This window comes from Streptomyces sp. CNT360, from assembly GCF_000424785.1.
Window position 1 is genome coordinate 481739 of the sequence record NZ_AUKO01000002.1, and the last position, 14818, is coordinate 496556.

Annotated in this window: 13 protein-coding genes; 12 read left to right on the forward strand and 1 reads right to left on the reverse strand. The window is 73.0% G+C overall.

Going from position 1 to position 14818, the window contains the following annotated elements:
• Positions 1 to 176 precede the first annotated feature (176 nt).
• The 5 genes from H297_RS0106595 (at position 177) to egtD (ending at position 5121) form a co-directional block, all read left to right on the forward strand.
• Complete coding sequence (locus H297_RS0106595; RefSeq protein WP_027736388.1) at positions 177 to 464, forward strand: hypothetical protein; 288 nt, start codon at positions 177 to 179, stop codon at positions 462 to 464.
• A 157-nt stretch (positions 465 to 621) separates the two neighbouring features.
• Positions 622 to 2061 (forward strand): ergothioneine biosynthesis glutamate--cysteine ligase EgtA, encoded by a 1440-nt coding sequence (gene egtA / locus H297_RS34935; protein WP_037793028.1) that lies wholly within the window; start codon positions 622 to 624, stop codon positions 2059 to 2061.
• Positions 2058 to 3401, forward strand: a complete 1344-nt coding sequence (gene egtB / locus H297_RS0106605; RefSeq protein WP_027736389.1) for an ergothioneine biosynthesis protein EgtB — start codon at positions 2058 to 2060, stop codon at positions 3399 to 3401. Before egtA ends, egtB begins: the two co-directional genes overlap by 4 nt.
• A complete protein-coding gene (gene egtC / locus H297_RS0106610) occupies positions 3401 to 4153 on the forward strand; it encodes an ergothioneine biosynthesis protein EgtC (RefSeq protein ID WP_027736390.1) in 753 nt (250 codons plus the stop codon). Before egtB ends, egtC begins: the two co-directional genes overlap by 1 nt.
• The gene (gene egtD / locus H297_RS0106615; RefSeq protein WP_027736391.1) at positions 4150 to 5121 is read left to right on the forward strand and encodes an L-histidine N(alpha)-methyltransferase; all 972 of its coding nucleotides are present in this window, start codon (positions 4150 to 4152) and stop codon (positions 5119 to 5121) included. Before egtC ends, egtD begins: the two co-directional genes overlap by 4 nt.
• A gap of 85 nt (positions 5122 to 5206) precedes the next feature.
• Here egtD and H297_RS34940 read toward each other — a convergent pair whose 3' ends face one another.
• On the reverse strand, positions 5207 to 7930 hold the full coding sequence (locus H297_RS34940; RefSeq protein ID WP_037793031.1) for a SpoIIE family protein phosphatase: 2724 nt from the start codon (positions 7928 to 7930) through the stop codon (positions 5207 to 5209).
• Between the two features lie 166 nt (positions 7931 to 8096).
• Between H297_RS34940 and H297_RS34945 the strand changes: the two genes are divergently transcribed.
• From H297_RS34945 to H297_RS0106655, 7 genes are all read left to right on the forward strand, one after another.
• Entirely contained in the window at positions 8097 to 8558 is a 462-nt protein-coding gene (locus H297_RS34945; RefSeq protein ID WP_051351599.1) for a tautomerase family protein, read from the forward strand.
• Positions 8559 to 8562: 4 nt separating this feature from the next.
• Entirely contained in the window at positions 8563 to 8835 is a 273-nt protein-coding gene (locus H297_RS0106630) for a DUF6332 family protein (RefSeq protein WP_027736392.1), read from the forward strand.
• 232 nt (positions 8836 to 9067) lie between these two features.
• On the forward strand, positions 9068 to 10186 hold the full coding sequence (locus H297_RS0106635) for an ROK family transcriptional regulator (RefSeq protein WP_078513826.1): 1119 nt from the start codon (positions 9068 to 9070) through the stop codon (positions 10184 to 10186).
• 65 nt (positions 10187 to 10251) lie between these two features.
• Positions 10252 to 11586 carry an ABC transporter substrate-binding protein gene (locus tag H297_RS0106640; RefSeq protein WP_027736394.1) on the forward strand — a complete coding sequence of 445 codons (1335 nt, stop codon included), beginning with the start codon at positions 10252 to 10254 and terminating at the stop codon, positions 11584 to 11586.
• 9 nt (positions 11587 to 11595) lie between these two features.
• Complete coding sequence (locus tag H297_RS0106645; protein ID WP_027736395.1) at positions 11596 to 12597, forward strand: carbohydrate ABC transporter permease; 1002 nt, start codon at positions 11596 to 11598, stop codon at positions 12595 to 12597.
• Between the two features lie 3 nt (positions 12598 to 12600).
• Positions 12601 to 13539 (forward strand): carbohydrate ABC transporter permease, encoded by a 939-nt coding sequence (locus H297_RS0106650; protein WP_027736396.1) that lies wholly within the window; start codon positions 12601 to 12603, stop codon positions 13537 to 13539.
• A 7-nt stretch (positions 13540 to 13546) separates the two neighbouring features.
• The gene (locus H297_RS0106655) at positions 13547 to 14812 is read left to right on the forward strand and encodes a 6-phospho-beta-glucosidase (protein ID WP_027736397.1); all 1266 of its coding nucleotides are present in this window, start codon (positions 13547 to 13549) and stop codon (positions 14810 to 14812) included.
• Positions 14813 to 14818 lie beyond the last annotated feature (6 nt).

Consider the following 14818-nt stretch of genomic DNA (forward strand, 5'->3'; position numbering starts at 1 on the left):
GTTGTGTACGCTTCCCCGGCAGAACACTCAAGTATCGCTACCGAATCGATCGTTTCGATCGTTTCGGAGTCTGGACACTCACGGGCATACCCCCTGCCGCAAGGGGTACGGTTGCGTCGATCCGCCCCTGATCGATCCCAAGCTGACGATTCCCGAGGAGCTCCGCGAAAACCCTCATGACTGCTGACCCGGACAAGGCTGAATTCGACCTTCTCTACGAGGACGCGAAGGCGGGCGTCGCCGAGGCGCGGCAACGCGTGCTCGACGCCTCCGCCGACGGGCCCGACAGCGCCCGGCTGGCCGACGCCCTCGACGAGCTGGAGGCCGCGCTGGCGCACCGGGAAGCCGCCCGCCTGCGCACCCGCGACGACGCCTGGCTGCTCACCGCGCTCGGTGCGGCCAACGCCATCGACCCCGAGTTCCACGGCGACGCACCTCCCGCCGTCGAGGGCCCCCCGGACTGAGACGCCCGGCGCGAAGCCGCACCGCTCCGGTGGCCGAGAACCGCCGCCGCGCGGCACGGCACGGCCCGGGCGGTCTTGTGGTGTCCGCCCGGCAGCGGTTTCAGTGGTGAGAGCTCACGTCGTAGCGGGGCATCGCCGCGTGGACCGAGGGGGCGGCATGACGGTCATCGCGTCAGGGGAAGTGCGGGAGCTGCTGACCGAGGAGGCGGCGCTGGCGCGGGTGCACGGCATCTGCTTCAAGACCGGCCCGCCCGGCCGGGTCGGGGTCGAACTCGAATGGCTGGTGCACCCCGTCGACACTGCTACGCCGACGCCGTGGACGGGGAGCGTGCGGAGGGCGGTGCCCCCTCCTGACGGCAGCACCGTGAGCGCTGCCGCACTGAACGCGGCGGTGACCGAGCTACGGTCCCTGCCGCTGTCGTCGGCGATCACTCTCGAACCCGGCGGTCAGGTCGAGTTCAGCTCCCGGCCGGCGGAGTCCCTCCCCGCGTGCATCGAGGCGGTCCGCGCCGACCTGGCCGCCGCCCGGGCCCGGCTCAGCCGGCACGGCATCCGCCTGGTGGGCCGGGGCCTGGACGACCGGCGGGGCACCCGGCTGCTGGACGATCCGCGCTACCGCGCGATGGAGAGCTTCTTCGACCGCACCGGCCCGGCGGGCCGGATCATGATGCGTTCCTCGGCCTCCGTCCAGGTGTGCCTGGACGCGGGCACGGCGGAGCGGGGCCCGTGCAGTGTGGGACGTCGCTGGTTCCTCGCCCATGTGCTGGGTGCCGTGCTGACCGCGGCCTTCGCCAACTCTCCGCTGGTCGAGGGCGAGTGGGCGGGCTGGCGCTCGGGGCGGCAGGCCGTGTGGGCCGCGCTGGACGGGTACCGCAACCTGGCACCCGCGCAGGTGGGCCGGGGCGGCCCGCGCTCGTCGTGGGCGCGGTACGCGCTGGACGCCCCGGTGCTGTGCGTACGGTCCAGGGAGGGGCCGTGGGCGGTGCCCGGGGACGGGATGACCTTCCGGCAGTGGATCGGTCGCTGGTCAGGGGCCCCGCGTCGGTTTCCCGCACCGTCCACTTCGTCGAACGCCGTCTCCCGGCCGCCGGGGCCTGCGGATCTGGACTACCACCTGACCACGCTCTTCCCTCCGGTACGGCCCCGCGGCCACTTGGAACTGCGCATGATCGACGCCCAGCCGGGCGACGACGGCTGGGTGGTCCCGCTGGCGGTGACGACGGCGCTGTTCGACGACCCCGCCGCCACGGAGTCCGCCTACCGGGCCGTACGGCCGCTGGCCGCCCTGACCGCCGGGGCGCCCGCCCCGCGCAACACCCTGTGGGAGCGGGCCGCCAGGAACGGGCTCGGCGACCCCGACCTGCACACGGCCGCCGTCAGCTGCTTCGCCGCGGCACGGCAGGCGCTGCCGAGGCTGGGTGCGGGCCGGTCCGTCGTCCAGGCCGTCGACGAGTTCGCCGCCCGCTACACGGCTCGGGGCCGGTGCCCCGCCGACGACACCCTGGACGCATGCGGCCCCCTCCCCGCGGCCGCCGCTCCCCCATCCGCCGCGCCGCCCGCACCGGGTGGCGGCGCGGGAAAGGAGACGTCCCGATGACCGCAGGCAGCACGGAGGAGGCCGCACCCCTGCGGACGCGCGCACTCGGTGCGCTGGAGGCGGCCCGCGCCCGCACCCTCGGCCTGGCCGACTGCGTGACGGACGGTGAACTGACCGCGCAGCACTCGCCGCTGATGTCTCCCCTGGTGTGGGACATGGCGCACATCGCCAACCAGGAGGAGCAGTGGCTGCTGCGTGCCGCCGGCGGGCTGACGGCGCTCCGTCCCGAGATCGACTCGCTCTACGACGCCTTCGAACATCCCCGTGCGGACCGCCCGGCCCTGCCGCTGCTGGCGCCGCGCGAGGCACGCGGCTACCTGGCCGAGGTGCGCGGCCGCGCGCTCGACGTGCTGGATGCGGCACGGTTCGCCGGGGCGGGGCGGCTGCTGGCGGACGGGTTCGCCTTCGGCATGATCGCCCAGCACGAGCAGCAGCACGCCGAGACCATGCTGATCACCCACCAGTTGCGGCGGGGCGCCGCCGCGCTCACCGCCGAGCCGCCCCCGCCCGCGCCGGCCGAGGCGGGGTCGCTGCCCGCCGATGTCCTGGTGCCGGACGGGCCGTTCACCATGGGGACCGACGACGAGCCCTGGGCGCTGGACAACGAACGCCCCGCCCATCGCCGCCGGGTGGCGGCCTTCCGTATCGACACCCTGCCGGTGAGCAACGCCGCCTACCAGCGCTTCATCGAGGACGGCGGCTACCGCGAGGCCCGCTGGTGGCATCCGGCGGGCTGGGAGCAGGTACGCCGCCACGGGTGGCAGGCACCGCTGTTCTGGCACGGCGACGGGGCGGGCGGATGGTGGCGGCGGCGGTTCGGTGTCGCCGAGCCGGTGCCGGGCGACGAGCCGGTGCTCCACGTGAGCTGGTACGAGGCCGACGCGTACGCCCGGTGGGCGGGGCGGCGACTGCCGACGGAGGCCGAGTGGGAGAAGGCGGCCCGCTTCGACCCGGTCACCGGCCGCAGCCGCCGCTTCCCCTGGGGCGACCAGCCGCCCGGTCCCGGCCACGCCAACCTGGGCCAGCGCCACCTGGGCCCCGCACCGGTGGGCAGCTATCCTTCCGGCGCGTCGGCGACGGGCGCACGGCAGTTGCTGGGCGACGTGTGGGAGTGGACGGCGAGCGACTTCGCCCCGTACCCCGGCTTCGTGGCGTTCCCCTACCGGGAGTACTCGCAGGTCTTCTTCGGTCCGGAGTACAAGGTGCTGCGCGGCGGCGGCTTCGGGGTGGGCGAGGTTGTCGCGCGGGCCACGTTCCGCAACTGGGACCTCCCGGTGCGGCGCCAGATCTTCTCCGGGTTCCGCACCGCCGTCCCGCTGTCCGCCGGGAACCGCCGCTGATGTGCCGTCACCTCGCCTACGTGGGTCCTGCCGTCCCGCTCGGTCAGGTACTGGCGCGGCCCGAGTTCTGCCTGGTGCGGCAGTCGTGGGAGCCGCGCCGCCAGGGGCACGGGACGGTGAACGCGGACGGCTTCGGGGTCGGCTGGTACGCCGAGGGCGACCCGCTGCCGGCCCGCTACCGCCGGACCGGCCCGGTGTGGGCGGACGCCGGCTTCACCGACCTGTGCCGGGTGGTGTGCTCGGGCGGGATGCTGGCCGCCGTGCGGGACGCCACGGACGGGTGCGCGGGCGGCGAGGCCGCCGTCGCGCCGTTCGCCGCCGACCGCTGGCTGTTCAGCCACAACGGTGCCGTCCTCGGCTGGCCCGGCTCGGTGGCCGACGTCGCCGGTGCCGCGCTCAGCGCGCGGGAGTTGCTCGGCCTGGAGGCCCGCACCGACGCCGCCCTGGCCTGGGCGCTGGTGCTGCACCGGCTGCGGGAGGGCGCCCCGCTCGCCGTGGCCGTGGCACGTGTGGCCGCCGCGCTGGCACGGGCGGCTCCGGCATCCCGGCTGAACTTCCTGCTCACCGACGGGCGTGCCGTGGCCGGCACGGCGGTGGGCGAATCCCTGTGGTACCTGGCCCGGCCGAAGGAGTCCCTGACTCTGGCCTCGGAGCCGCACGACGCGGACCCGGACTGGCGGCAGGTGCCCGACGGGCACGTCGTCGCGGGGGACGCCGCACGTCTCGGACTGTCCCGGTTGGAGGACCTGTGAGCCCGTCCCGTTTCACCCTCACCCGTACGCTGCCGCCCCGGGACACCACCGCGGCGCTGGCGGCCGACGTGGCCGAGGGGTTGTCCGGCGTGCCGAAGGCACTGCCGCCCCGGTGGTTCTACGACGCCCGGGGCAGCGAGCTGTTCGAGGAGATCACGGCGCTGCCCGAGTACTACCCGACCAGGGCCGAAGGGGAGATCCTCACCCGGCATGCCGGTGACATCGCCCGCCTCACCCGGGCCGGCACGCTGGTGGAGCTGGGCTCGGGGTCGTCGGCCAAGACCCGGCTGCTGCTGGACGCGCTTCCCGGGCACCTGCTCTACGTGCCGGTGGACGTCAGCGCCTCGGCGCTGGAGGCGGCCGGGCTGGCACTGCTGAACGCGCGGCCCCGGCTGCGGGTGCACGCCTTGGTGGCCGACTTCCTCGGCGGGGTGGAGCTGCCCGCCGGTACCGGGCCCCGCCTGGTGGCCTTCCTCGGCGGCACCGTCGGCAACCTCCTGCCGGCGGAACGGGCCGGCTTCCTGCGCGGGTTGCGCACCGTGCTGGCGCCCGGGGACGCGCTGCTGCTGGGCACGGACCTGGTCAAGGACCCGGCGGTACTGGTCGCCGCGTACGACGACGCCCTGGGTGTGACCGCCGAGTTCAACAAGAACGTGCTGTGTGTGCTGGCCCGCGAGCTGGGCGCGGACTGCGATCCGGCCGACTTCGACCACGTCGCGGTGTGGGACGAGGAGCGGGAGTGGATCGAGATGCGGCTGCGTGCCCGTACGGCGCTGAGCGTGAAGGTGCCGGCACTCGACGCGAGCTTCGACTTCCGCGCCGGCGAGGAGATGCGGACGGAGGTCTCGGCCAAGTTCCGCACCGAGGGGCTGCGCGCCGAGTTGACCGCCGCGGGGTGGCGTCCCGCCGAGATGTGGACCGATTCCCAGGCCCGCTTCGCGCTGACTCTCGCGTTCCCGTGGGGGTGAGCCGTCCGCTGCCGGAGGAGTGAGCTTTCGGGCCTGCCCGGGATGAGCGGTGCGGCGTCGGCGTACGGGCCACCCACCGCGTGGGTCACGCCGCCGGCGGCTCGTGCCGGGCGACGGTCAGCGGGAGTTCGGCCCAGATGGTCTTGCCGTGCGGTCCGTACCTGGTTCCCCAGTGCTCGGCGAGCTGCGCGATGAGGAACAGCCCCCGGCCCCCCTCGTCCACCGTGGTGGCCCGGCGCAGGTGCGGCGCGGTGCTGCTGCGGTCGGACACCTCGCAGGTGAGGTACCGGTCGCAGATCAGCCGGACGGTGACCGGGGGTTCGCCGTGCCGGACGGCGTTGGTGATCAGTTCGCTGAGGACGAGCTCCGCGGTGAACGCCGTCTCCCGGAGCCCCCAGGCGGACATCCGCTCCACGCACGCCGTCCGTACGGGGGCGACGGCCTCCGGGTCGCTGGGCACCTCCCACTCGGCGACCCGGTCGGACGGCAGCCGACGCACCCCGGCGACCAGCAGCGCGATGTCGTCCCGGTCGGTGTGGGAGCGGCCGGGCAGCAGCGCGTCCAGCAGGGCGTCGCAGGTCTGTTCAGGAGCGCTCCCGGCGCCGGCGACGGCATCCACCAGCACGCCGAGACGCTCGTCGAGGTCGCCGCCGCGCAGCCGGACGAGTCCGTCGGTGTAGAGCACCAGCCTGCTGCCCTCCACAAGGATCACGGTACGGGTCTCGAACGGCGAGGTGCCCAGTCCGAGCGGCAGGTTGGCCGGTACGTCCAGCAGGGTGGTCGTGCCGTCGGGGTGTGCGAGCGCGGGCGGCGGGTGGCCGGCCCGTGCCAGGTGGCAGGCGCCGGTGGCGGGCTCGTAGAGGGCGTAGAGCACGGTGGCGCCGGTGATCGTCTCGGTCTCCGGGTGGCGCGTGGGGTCCTGGTCGATGCGCACCACCAATTCGTCGAGGTGGGCGAGGAGTTCGTCGGGTGGCAGGTCGAGGGAGGAGAAGTTGTGCACCGCCGTGCGCAGCCGGCCCATGGTGGCGGCCGCGTGCAGTCCGTGCCCGACCACGTCACCGACGACCAGGGCCACGCGGGCGCCGGGCAGCGGGATGACGTCGAACCAGTCGCCGCCGACCCCGGCCTGCGCGGGCAGGTAGCGGTAGGCGGCGTCGACGGCGTTCTGCTCCGGCACCCCGCCCGGCAGCAGGCTGCGCTGCAGGGTGACGGCCATGCCGTGCTCGCGTGCGTAGCGCCGCGCGTTGTCGACACACACCGCGGTGCGGGTGACGAGTTCCTCGGCCGAGGCCACGTCCTCGGGCTGGAAGGGCCGGCGGTCGCGGCGCCAGAAGCCGGCGAGTCCCAGCACCGTGCCCCTGGCCCGCAGCGGCACGGTGATGCGCGAGTGGAACCCCGCCCCGAGGATCCGCGCGGCCCGGCCAGGATCGATGCGGCGCCACTCCTCGTCGGCGGCGAGGTCGGGTTCGAAGACGGTGCGGACCGACGCCGGCCCTTCGTCGCCCCGGACGGCCACGGGCGGGATGAGGGGCAGGCTGTCCACCGGCTGGAAGGGGTGCTCGGCGACGGACGAGCGCAGTGCGACGCGCCGCACCGTGGCGGTGACGGGGTCGGGCAGCGGCTCCGCGCCCTCGATCACCGGGACGAGCAGGTCGACGGTGACGACGTCGGCGAACCGGTCGACGGCGACCTGCGCGAGCTCCTCGGCGGTCCGGGTCACGTCCAGCGTCGTGCCGACGCGCAGGCCCGCCGTGTAGAGCAGTTCCAGGCGCTGCGCGGCGACTTCGGCCTGCCCGGCCACCTCCCGCAGTTCCGTGGTGTCCCGCACGGTGGCGACGGTCCCGGAGGGGCCGCCGCCCTCACCGGTGGACCGCTGGTTGACAGCCAGCAGCCGGTCCCCCACCCGGTGGACCTCGTCGCTGGCGGTGCGTCCGGAGGCCAGCAGCGTCGCGACCTGCGACGGCAGGCCGAGCACGTCGACGGTGCGTTCCTGGGCGTCGGCGGGCAGTTCGAGCAGCCGGTGCGCCTCGTCGTTGGCGAGCAGCAGCCGCCGGTCGTCGTCGAGAACGAGGACGCCCTCGCGGACCGCGTGCAGGACCGCGTCGTGGTGCTCGTACATGCGGGTCACCTCGGTCGGCCCGAGGCCGTGCGTCTGCCGGTCCAGCCGCCTGCTGACCAGCCCCGCACCGGCCGCGGCCAGCAGCAGTGCTCCGGCGGCGCCGACGACCACCCACGGCAGCTCGCGGTGGAGCCGCGCCGAGACGGTGGCCAGGTCGACGCCGGCCGTGACGATGCCGGTCACCTTGCCGTCGGCGTCCCGTACGGGGGCGGCGGCCCGCACGGAGTCGGTGGGAGCACCGCGGAACCGCTCGGCGTAGGACCGGCCGGCCAGCGCGCGGCCGAAGTCCCCGGTGGCCCTGGTACCGATCAGCTTGCGGAGAGGGTCGGAGAGGCGCACACCGTCGCGGTCGAGCACGGTGACGAAGTCGATGCCGCACGCGTCGTGGGCCCGGAGGCTCACGGGTTGCAGGGCGGCGGTCGGGCGATCGGACCGGAGGGCCGCAACAGTCGAGGGCGCGGCAGCCAGGGTTCCGGCGCACGCCATGGCGCGTTCGCGGGCGCCGCGCTCGTCGGCCGCGCGCGCCTCCCACGCCAGGATGAACGCCGCGGCGACGACCAGCAGCAGGACGATCGCCAGTTGCAGCGAGAACACCTGTCCGGCGACGGTGCGCCATCCGAAGCGGCGCCGGTACTCACCGGCTGCCGACGACTGCCGGTTGCCCGGCCGCTTCCGCCACTCTGGAGCCATACTGCATGGTTTACCGCCCCTCGCGCGCGATTGCTCGGACCGCCTCCGGCAGGGCGCACCTCGCCTGGGTGCGCCACCGGATGTGCCGGGCCGGTGCAGCGGGCCGGTGAGCACCACACAACTGTTACTGTACCTACTGGTATGTACAGCGAGGAGAGGACCACCCGTGCCCTTCGTCCGGATCGACGCCCTGCGCGCCGGCAGCGAGCGCCTCGACGCGCTCGGCCGCGCCGTGCACGAAGCCCTGGTGGAGACACTCGGCATCCCGTCCGAGGACCTCTTCCAGGTGCTCACCGACCACGACGGCACCAGCAGCACCCTGCGCCACGGCACCTATCCGGACATCCGGCGCGACGACGGCATCGTCTACATCGCCGTCACGATGCGCGCCGGACGCACCCCTGAACGCAAGCAGGCGCTCTACCGGCGTATTGCCGAACTGGCGTACAACTACGCGGGAACCGAGCCCCGCAACGTCTTCGTGACGGTGACCGAGAACGCTCCCGCGGACTGGTCACTGGGCGAGGGCGTCGCCCAGTACCTCGTACCGGGCGGCCCCGGAGGCGCCTCAGCGCCCAACCAGGCGGGAGGCGGGGCCGGTTCGGGCCCGCGAGAAGCCGGGAGCTGAGACCATGGCGGGGTGGACAGGGGGCCGGGAGGCACGCTGGGACAAGGATGCGGTAACCGTCGAGATCGGCTACGCGCTGTTCACCGGCGCGGCGTTGGGGGCGGTCGCCGCCGCAGCGCTGAGTGCACCCGTACTGCTGTGGCATCTGCCAGCCCGCATGCGGGGCGTATGGCTCACCGCGGCCGTGGCCGTGGGCGCCGGCACCGCCCTGGTGCGGGTGGTGCGGGTGGTGCGCGTGCTGCGCCGCTTCGACCGGTGGCGGCGCGCGGGCACCTGAGCGGACCCGTCCCCACATCACGGCTCGGTCTCGTCCGGTTCCGGCCATTGACGCGCCTCCGGCCGGAGTTCTACGTTCCCGCCATCGAAAGGAAAGTTTCCTAACGGACTCCGCCGCCCGTGCACCGTCGCGCGGGGGCCCGGAAGGACGGGACACCACTGTGGCCACAGACGCCGACTCCGGCGGCGGCACAACCGCCGGCATCCCCGGCACCCCGCGCGTGCTCCGTGCGATGAACGACCGGGCCGCACTCGATCTGCTCGTCGCCCACGGCCCGTTGACCCGCACCCGGATCAGCGAGCTGACGGGCCTGTCCAAGCCGACCGCCTCCCAACTCCTGAACCGGCTCACGCAGATGGGCCTGGTCCGCACCCGCAGCAAGGAGCGCGGCAAACCCGGCCCCAACGCGTTGCTGTACGAGATCGAGCCGGCTGCCGCCCACGTGGCGGCACTCTCCGCCGACCCCCGCGGCATCTCGGCCGTGGTCGCCGACCTCACCGGCGCGGTCGTCGGACGGGCCCGCGTCGAGGCGGAGTCCGTGGCCGAGGACGTACGCCATCGCACCGCGCAGTTGGTCAAGGAAGCCGTCGACCGCGCGCTGACAGCCGCGGGGCTGGGGGCACACGAACCGCACACGACGGTCATCGGCACCCCCGGGGCCATCGACCCGGGCTCGGGCGAACTGCGCTACGCCCCACACCTGCCCGGCTGGCACTCGCGCACCCTGCGCGCCGAACTGGCCGAGGTGCTGGGCACCCCCGTCACGATCGAGAACGACGTCAACCTCGCGGCGATGGCCGAACAGCACGAGGGCGCCGCCCAGGACCACGACAACTTCGCCCTGGTCTGGGTGGACGACGGGACCGGCGCCGCCGTCGTCGTGGACGGCACGCTGCTGCGCGGCGCGACGGGCGGGGCCGGCGAGATCGGTTACATGCCGCTGCCCGGCGCCCCGCTCGCCCACGGCGGCCCCGGCGAGTACGCGACGCCGCGGGCGGGCGGGGGCTTCCAGAGCCTCGTGTCGGTCTCGGCCGTGCGCGGTCTGGCGGACGGCCTGCCGCTCGCCGAGGCGCTGGCCGCGGCCGACGTCCGCGAGGAGACGGCGCGCCGGCTGGCGTCCGGGATCGCGGCCGTGGTCGCCGTCGTGGACCCGGAGCTGGTCGTGCTGTCCGGCGCCGTACCGCAGATTGGCGGAGAGGAACTCCGCGCGCTCGTCGAGGCGGAACTCACCGGGCTGGCGCTGCCCCGCCCGCTGCTGCGGCTGAGCGATCTGGACGGCGACCCGATCCTGACCGGCGCTCTGCTGGCCGCCCTGGCGCAAGCTCGCGACCAGGTCTTCGACACGGCCTGACGGCGCCCTTGCACGCGAAGACCCCTCACACCTCCCCTCTGTCTCCCCTGCCGTGAAGGAGCCCCATGTCGCCTCCGCGTGTGCGCGCCCGGCCGGCGCTGCTGCTCGCCGTCGGACTGCTGCTGACCGGCTGCGCCAACCCCGGCGTGGGCAGCGCCGACGACGACCCCGACGCCCCTGTCACCCTGAAGTTCTGGCACGGCTGGTCGGAGCCGAGCGAGGTGAAGCCGATCGACGAGAGCATCCGGCGGTTCGAGGAGCTGCACCCCAACATCCACGTGAAGGCCACCGGCAACGTCAACGACGCGACCATGAACCAGGCGCTGCGCGCGGGCGGCGGCAAGGCGCCCGACGTGGTGTCCTCCTTCACCACCAACAACGTCGGCCAGTACTGCGACTCGGGGATGTGGGCCGACCTCGACCCGTTCCTCAAGAAGAGCGGCGTCGACAAGCGGAAGGTCTTCCCCCGCACCCTGCTGGACTACACGCAGTACAAGGGCACCCAGTGCGCCCTCCCGCTGCTGGCCGACGCCTACGGGCTCTACTACAACAAGGACGCCTTCGCGAAGGCGGGAGTCACGCGCCCGCCGCGCACCATGTCGGAGTTCACGAAGGTCGCCGCCCGACTGACCGAGCGCGACGGCGGCCGGGTGAAGCGGGCGGGCTTCATGCCCAACTTCCGGCTCTACCAGAACAGTCCGGACCGGATGTTCGCCCAGTGGGGCCCGCGCTACTTCGACAGCCACGGCAAGGCGCAGCTCGCGAAGGACCCCCGCACCGCCGAGTTCTACCGCGCGATGAGGAAGCTGTCCGAGGTCCAGGGCGGTTACAAGGCACTGGAGCGGCTCCGGCAGAGTTTCGGTGACGAGATGTCACAGCAGAGCGGCTTCGTGACGGGCAAGCTCGCCATGCACATGGACGGTGAGTGGCGCGGGCTGATGCTCAAGGAGGGCAAGCCGGACTTCGACTGGGGGGTGGCGCCGCTTCCGGTACCCGACGACCAGGCCGGCACCTACGGGCGCGGCTACCTCACCGGCACGGTCGCCGGGATCGCGCACAGCAGCAAGCACCAGAACGCGGCCTGGGAACTGCTGAAGTTCCTGACGACCGACACCGACCAGGTGGTGTCCTTCGCCAACGCGATCCACAACGTGCCCTCCACCAAGGCGGCGCTCACCTCCCCGAAGCTGGACGCCGACCCGGCTTTCCGTACGTTCCTGCGGATCGCGAGGAACCCGCACAGCCAGGCTCTGCCGCCCTCGACGACCGGCGGCATGTACGTGTCGGCCCTGCAGGACTTCTCCTACTCGGTGGAGGCGGGGAAGAGCGGGGACCTGGACGCGGGACTGCGCGAGCTCGACCAGCAGATCGACGCCGACACCCTCCAGGCCCAGGACTAGGAGCCCGTCATGGCACTCTCCCTCTCCCCGGGCACGGACGCGCGCGGCGGGGCCACCCCCGCCGCGGACACCTCGCACGCGCTGCTGCGCCGCAGGAAGAGGCGCGAGCGGCTGCGCACCGTCGGCTTCCTGTCACCGTGGCTGGTGGGGTTCACCGTCTTCTTCGGCTATCCGCTGGTGGCCACCGTCTACTTCTCGTTCATGCACTACAACCAGATCAAGCAGCCGCAGTTCGTGGGCCTGCGGAACTGGTCGTACGTGTTCACACAGATGCCGCTGTTCGGGCCGGCGCTGTGGAACACGCTGTGGCTGGTCGTGGTGATGGTGGCGCTGCGGGTGGTCTTCGGCGTCGGCGTCGGCCTGCTGGTGACCAAGCTCAAGAGCGGCGTGGGCTTCTTCCGTACCGCCTTCTACGTGCCCTACCTGGCGCCGCCGGTGGCCGCCACCGTGGCCTTCGTCTTCCTGCTCAACCCGGCGACCGGGCCGGTCAACGAGATCCTCGCGGCGGTCGGCATCCACGGCCCCAACTGGTTCAACGATCCCGCCTGGGCCAAGCCCTCGCTGGTGATGCTCTCGCTGTGGGGCATCGGCGACCTGATGGTCATCTTCATGGCCGCGCTCCTGGACGTCCCCCAGGAGCAGTACGAGGCCGCCGAGCTGGACGGCGCGGGGCCTTGGACGAAGTTCCGCTTCGTGACGTGGCCGAACATCACGCCGATCGTGATGTTCGCGGTCGTGACCGGTGTGGTGCAGACGATGCAGTACTACACGCAGGCGCTGGTGGCCGGGAAACTGGCGTCCGGCGTCTCCGTCGGCCCTGGCACGGTCATCCAGCCCGGCTACCCCGACCACTCGACGATCACGGTGCCGCAGCTCGTGTACCAGCTCGGCTTCCAGAACTTCAACACCGGCGCCGCCTGCGTGCTGTCCCTGGTGCTGTTCGCCGTCGCGATGACCGTCACGACCTTGCTCATGCGCCGCAGGAGCGGCCTGCTGTCGGCGGAGGACTGACCCATGACGACCCCCACCACCCCGGCTGCCGCCGCACCGGCCGCCGACACGGTGCCCTCCCTGCGCGCGGCGCGCGCACCGTCGCCCCGCTCCTCGGCGGCGGGCCGCAGAGCACGCCGCCAGCGCGTGCTGCGCTGGATCGCCGTGCACAGCTTCGCTGTTGCGCTCGCGCTGGCCTTCGTGCTGCCGTTCGTGTTCGTCTTCCTCACCTCGGTGATGAGCGACGGACAGGCCATGAGCGGCGAGCTGTGGCCCGCCTCCTGGCACTGGGAGAACTACGCGGAGGTCTTCCGCACACCCGGGTTCCTGGACTGGTGGCGCAACTCGCTGACGTACGCGCTGCTGGGCACGCTCTTCACCGTCTGCTCCTCCGTCCCGGTGGCCTACGCGCTGGCCAAGTTCCGCTTCCGGGGGCGCCGGACGGCGATGCTGCTGGTGATCTCCACGATGATGCTGCCGCCGCAGGTGGTCGTGGTGCCGATGTACCTGGTGTGGGCGCAGCAGTTCCACCTGTCGGGCTCGCTGTGGCCGCTGATCATCCCGATGGCCTTCGGCGACGCCTACTCGATCTTCCTGCTGCGGCAGTTCCTGCTGACGATTCCCAGGGAGTACCTGGAGTCGGCGCGGGTCGACGGCTGCGGGGAGCTGCGCACTCTGTGGCGCATCGTCGTCCCGATGGCCAAGCCCGGCATCGCGGCCGTCGCCCTGTTCCAGTTCTTCTACTGCTGGAACGACTACTTCGGCCCGCAGATCTACGCGGCACAGAACCCGGGCGCCTGGACGCTCAGTTACGGGCTCGAATCGTTCAAGTCCGCACACAGCGTGGACTGGAACCTGACGATGGCGGCCACCCTGCTGGTCATGGCGCCGGTCATCATCGTCTTCTTCTTCGCACAGAAGGCCTTCGTCGAAGGCGTCACCCTCACCGGAGTAAAGGGCTGAGACACCCATGAAGCTCGCAGTGGTCGGCGGAGGATCGACCTACACCCCCGAACTCGTCGACGGCTTCGCGCGGCTGCGCGACGTGCTCCCCATCGACGAGCTGGCCCTGATCGACCCTGCCGCCGACCGGCTGGAGCTGGTCGGCGGTCTGGCCCGGCGCATCTTCGCCAGGCAGGGCCACCCCGGGACCGTCACCACCACCGGCGACCTGGACGCGGGCGTGGACGGCGCGGACGCCGTGCTGCTCCAGCTGCGCGTCGGCGGGCAGGCGGCGCGGGACCAGGACGAGACCTGGCCGCTGGAGTGCGGCTGCGTCGGCCAGGAGACCACCGGCGCCGGCGGCCTCGCCAAGGCGCTGCGCACCGTGCCGGTGGTCCTCGACATCGCCGAGCGGGTGCGCCGCAGCAACCCGGACGCCTGGATCATCGATTTCACCAACCCCGTCGGCATCGTCACCCGCGCGCTGCTCACCGCCGGGCACAGGGCCGTGGGCCTGTGCAACGTGGCGATCGGCTTCCAGCGCAAGTTCGCCGCGCTGCTGGGCGTCACCCCCGCCGAGGTCCACCTCGACCACGTGGGACTCAACCACCTCACCTGGGAGCTGGGCGTACGGCTCGGGGGGCCGGACGGCACGGACGTGCTGCCCCGGCTGCTGAGCGAGCACGGCGACGCCGTCGCCGAGGACCTGCACCTGCCCCGGACCCTGGTCGACCGCCTCGGTGTCGTACCGTCCTACTACCTGCGCTACTACTACGCCCACGACGCCGTGGTCCGCGAACAGCGCCGCAAGCCGACGCGGGCCGCCGAGGTCGCCGCGCTGGAGAAGCAGCTCCTCACGATGTACGCGGACCCGGCGCTGGACACCAAGCCCGAGCTGCTGGCCCGGCGCGGCGGCGCCTACTACTCGGAGGCCGCCGTCGACCTGGCCGCCTCCCTGCTGCGCGAGGGCGGCAGCCCCCACCAGTCCGTCAACACGTTCAACAACGGCACCCTGCCGTTCCTGCCCGACGACGCGGTCGTCGAGACCCAGGCACGCGTCGGCCGGGACGGCGCCCACCCGCTGCCGGTGCCTGCACTCGCCCCGCAGTTCACCGGGCTGATCGGCCATGTGACCGCGTACGAGGACCTGGCGCTCCGAGCCGCACTGCACGGGGGCCGCGACCGCGTCTTCCAGGCGCTGCTCGCCCACCCTCTCGTCGGCCAGATCGAGTACGCGGAACAGCTGACCGACGAGCTCCTGGCGCACAACAAGGAGCACCTGGCGTGGGCCTGAGCAGAC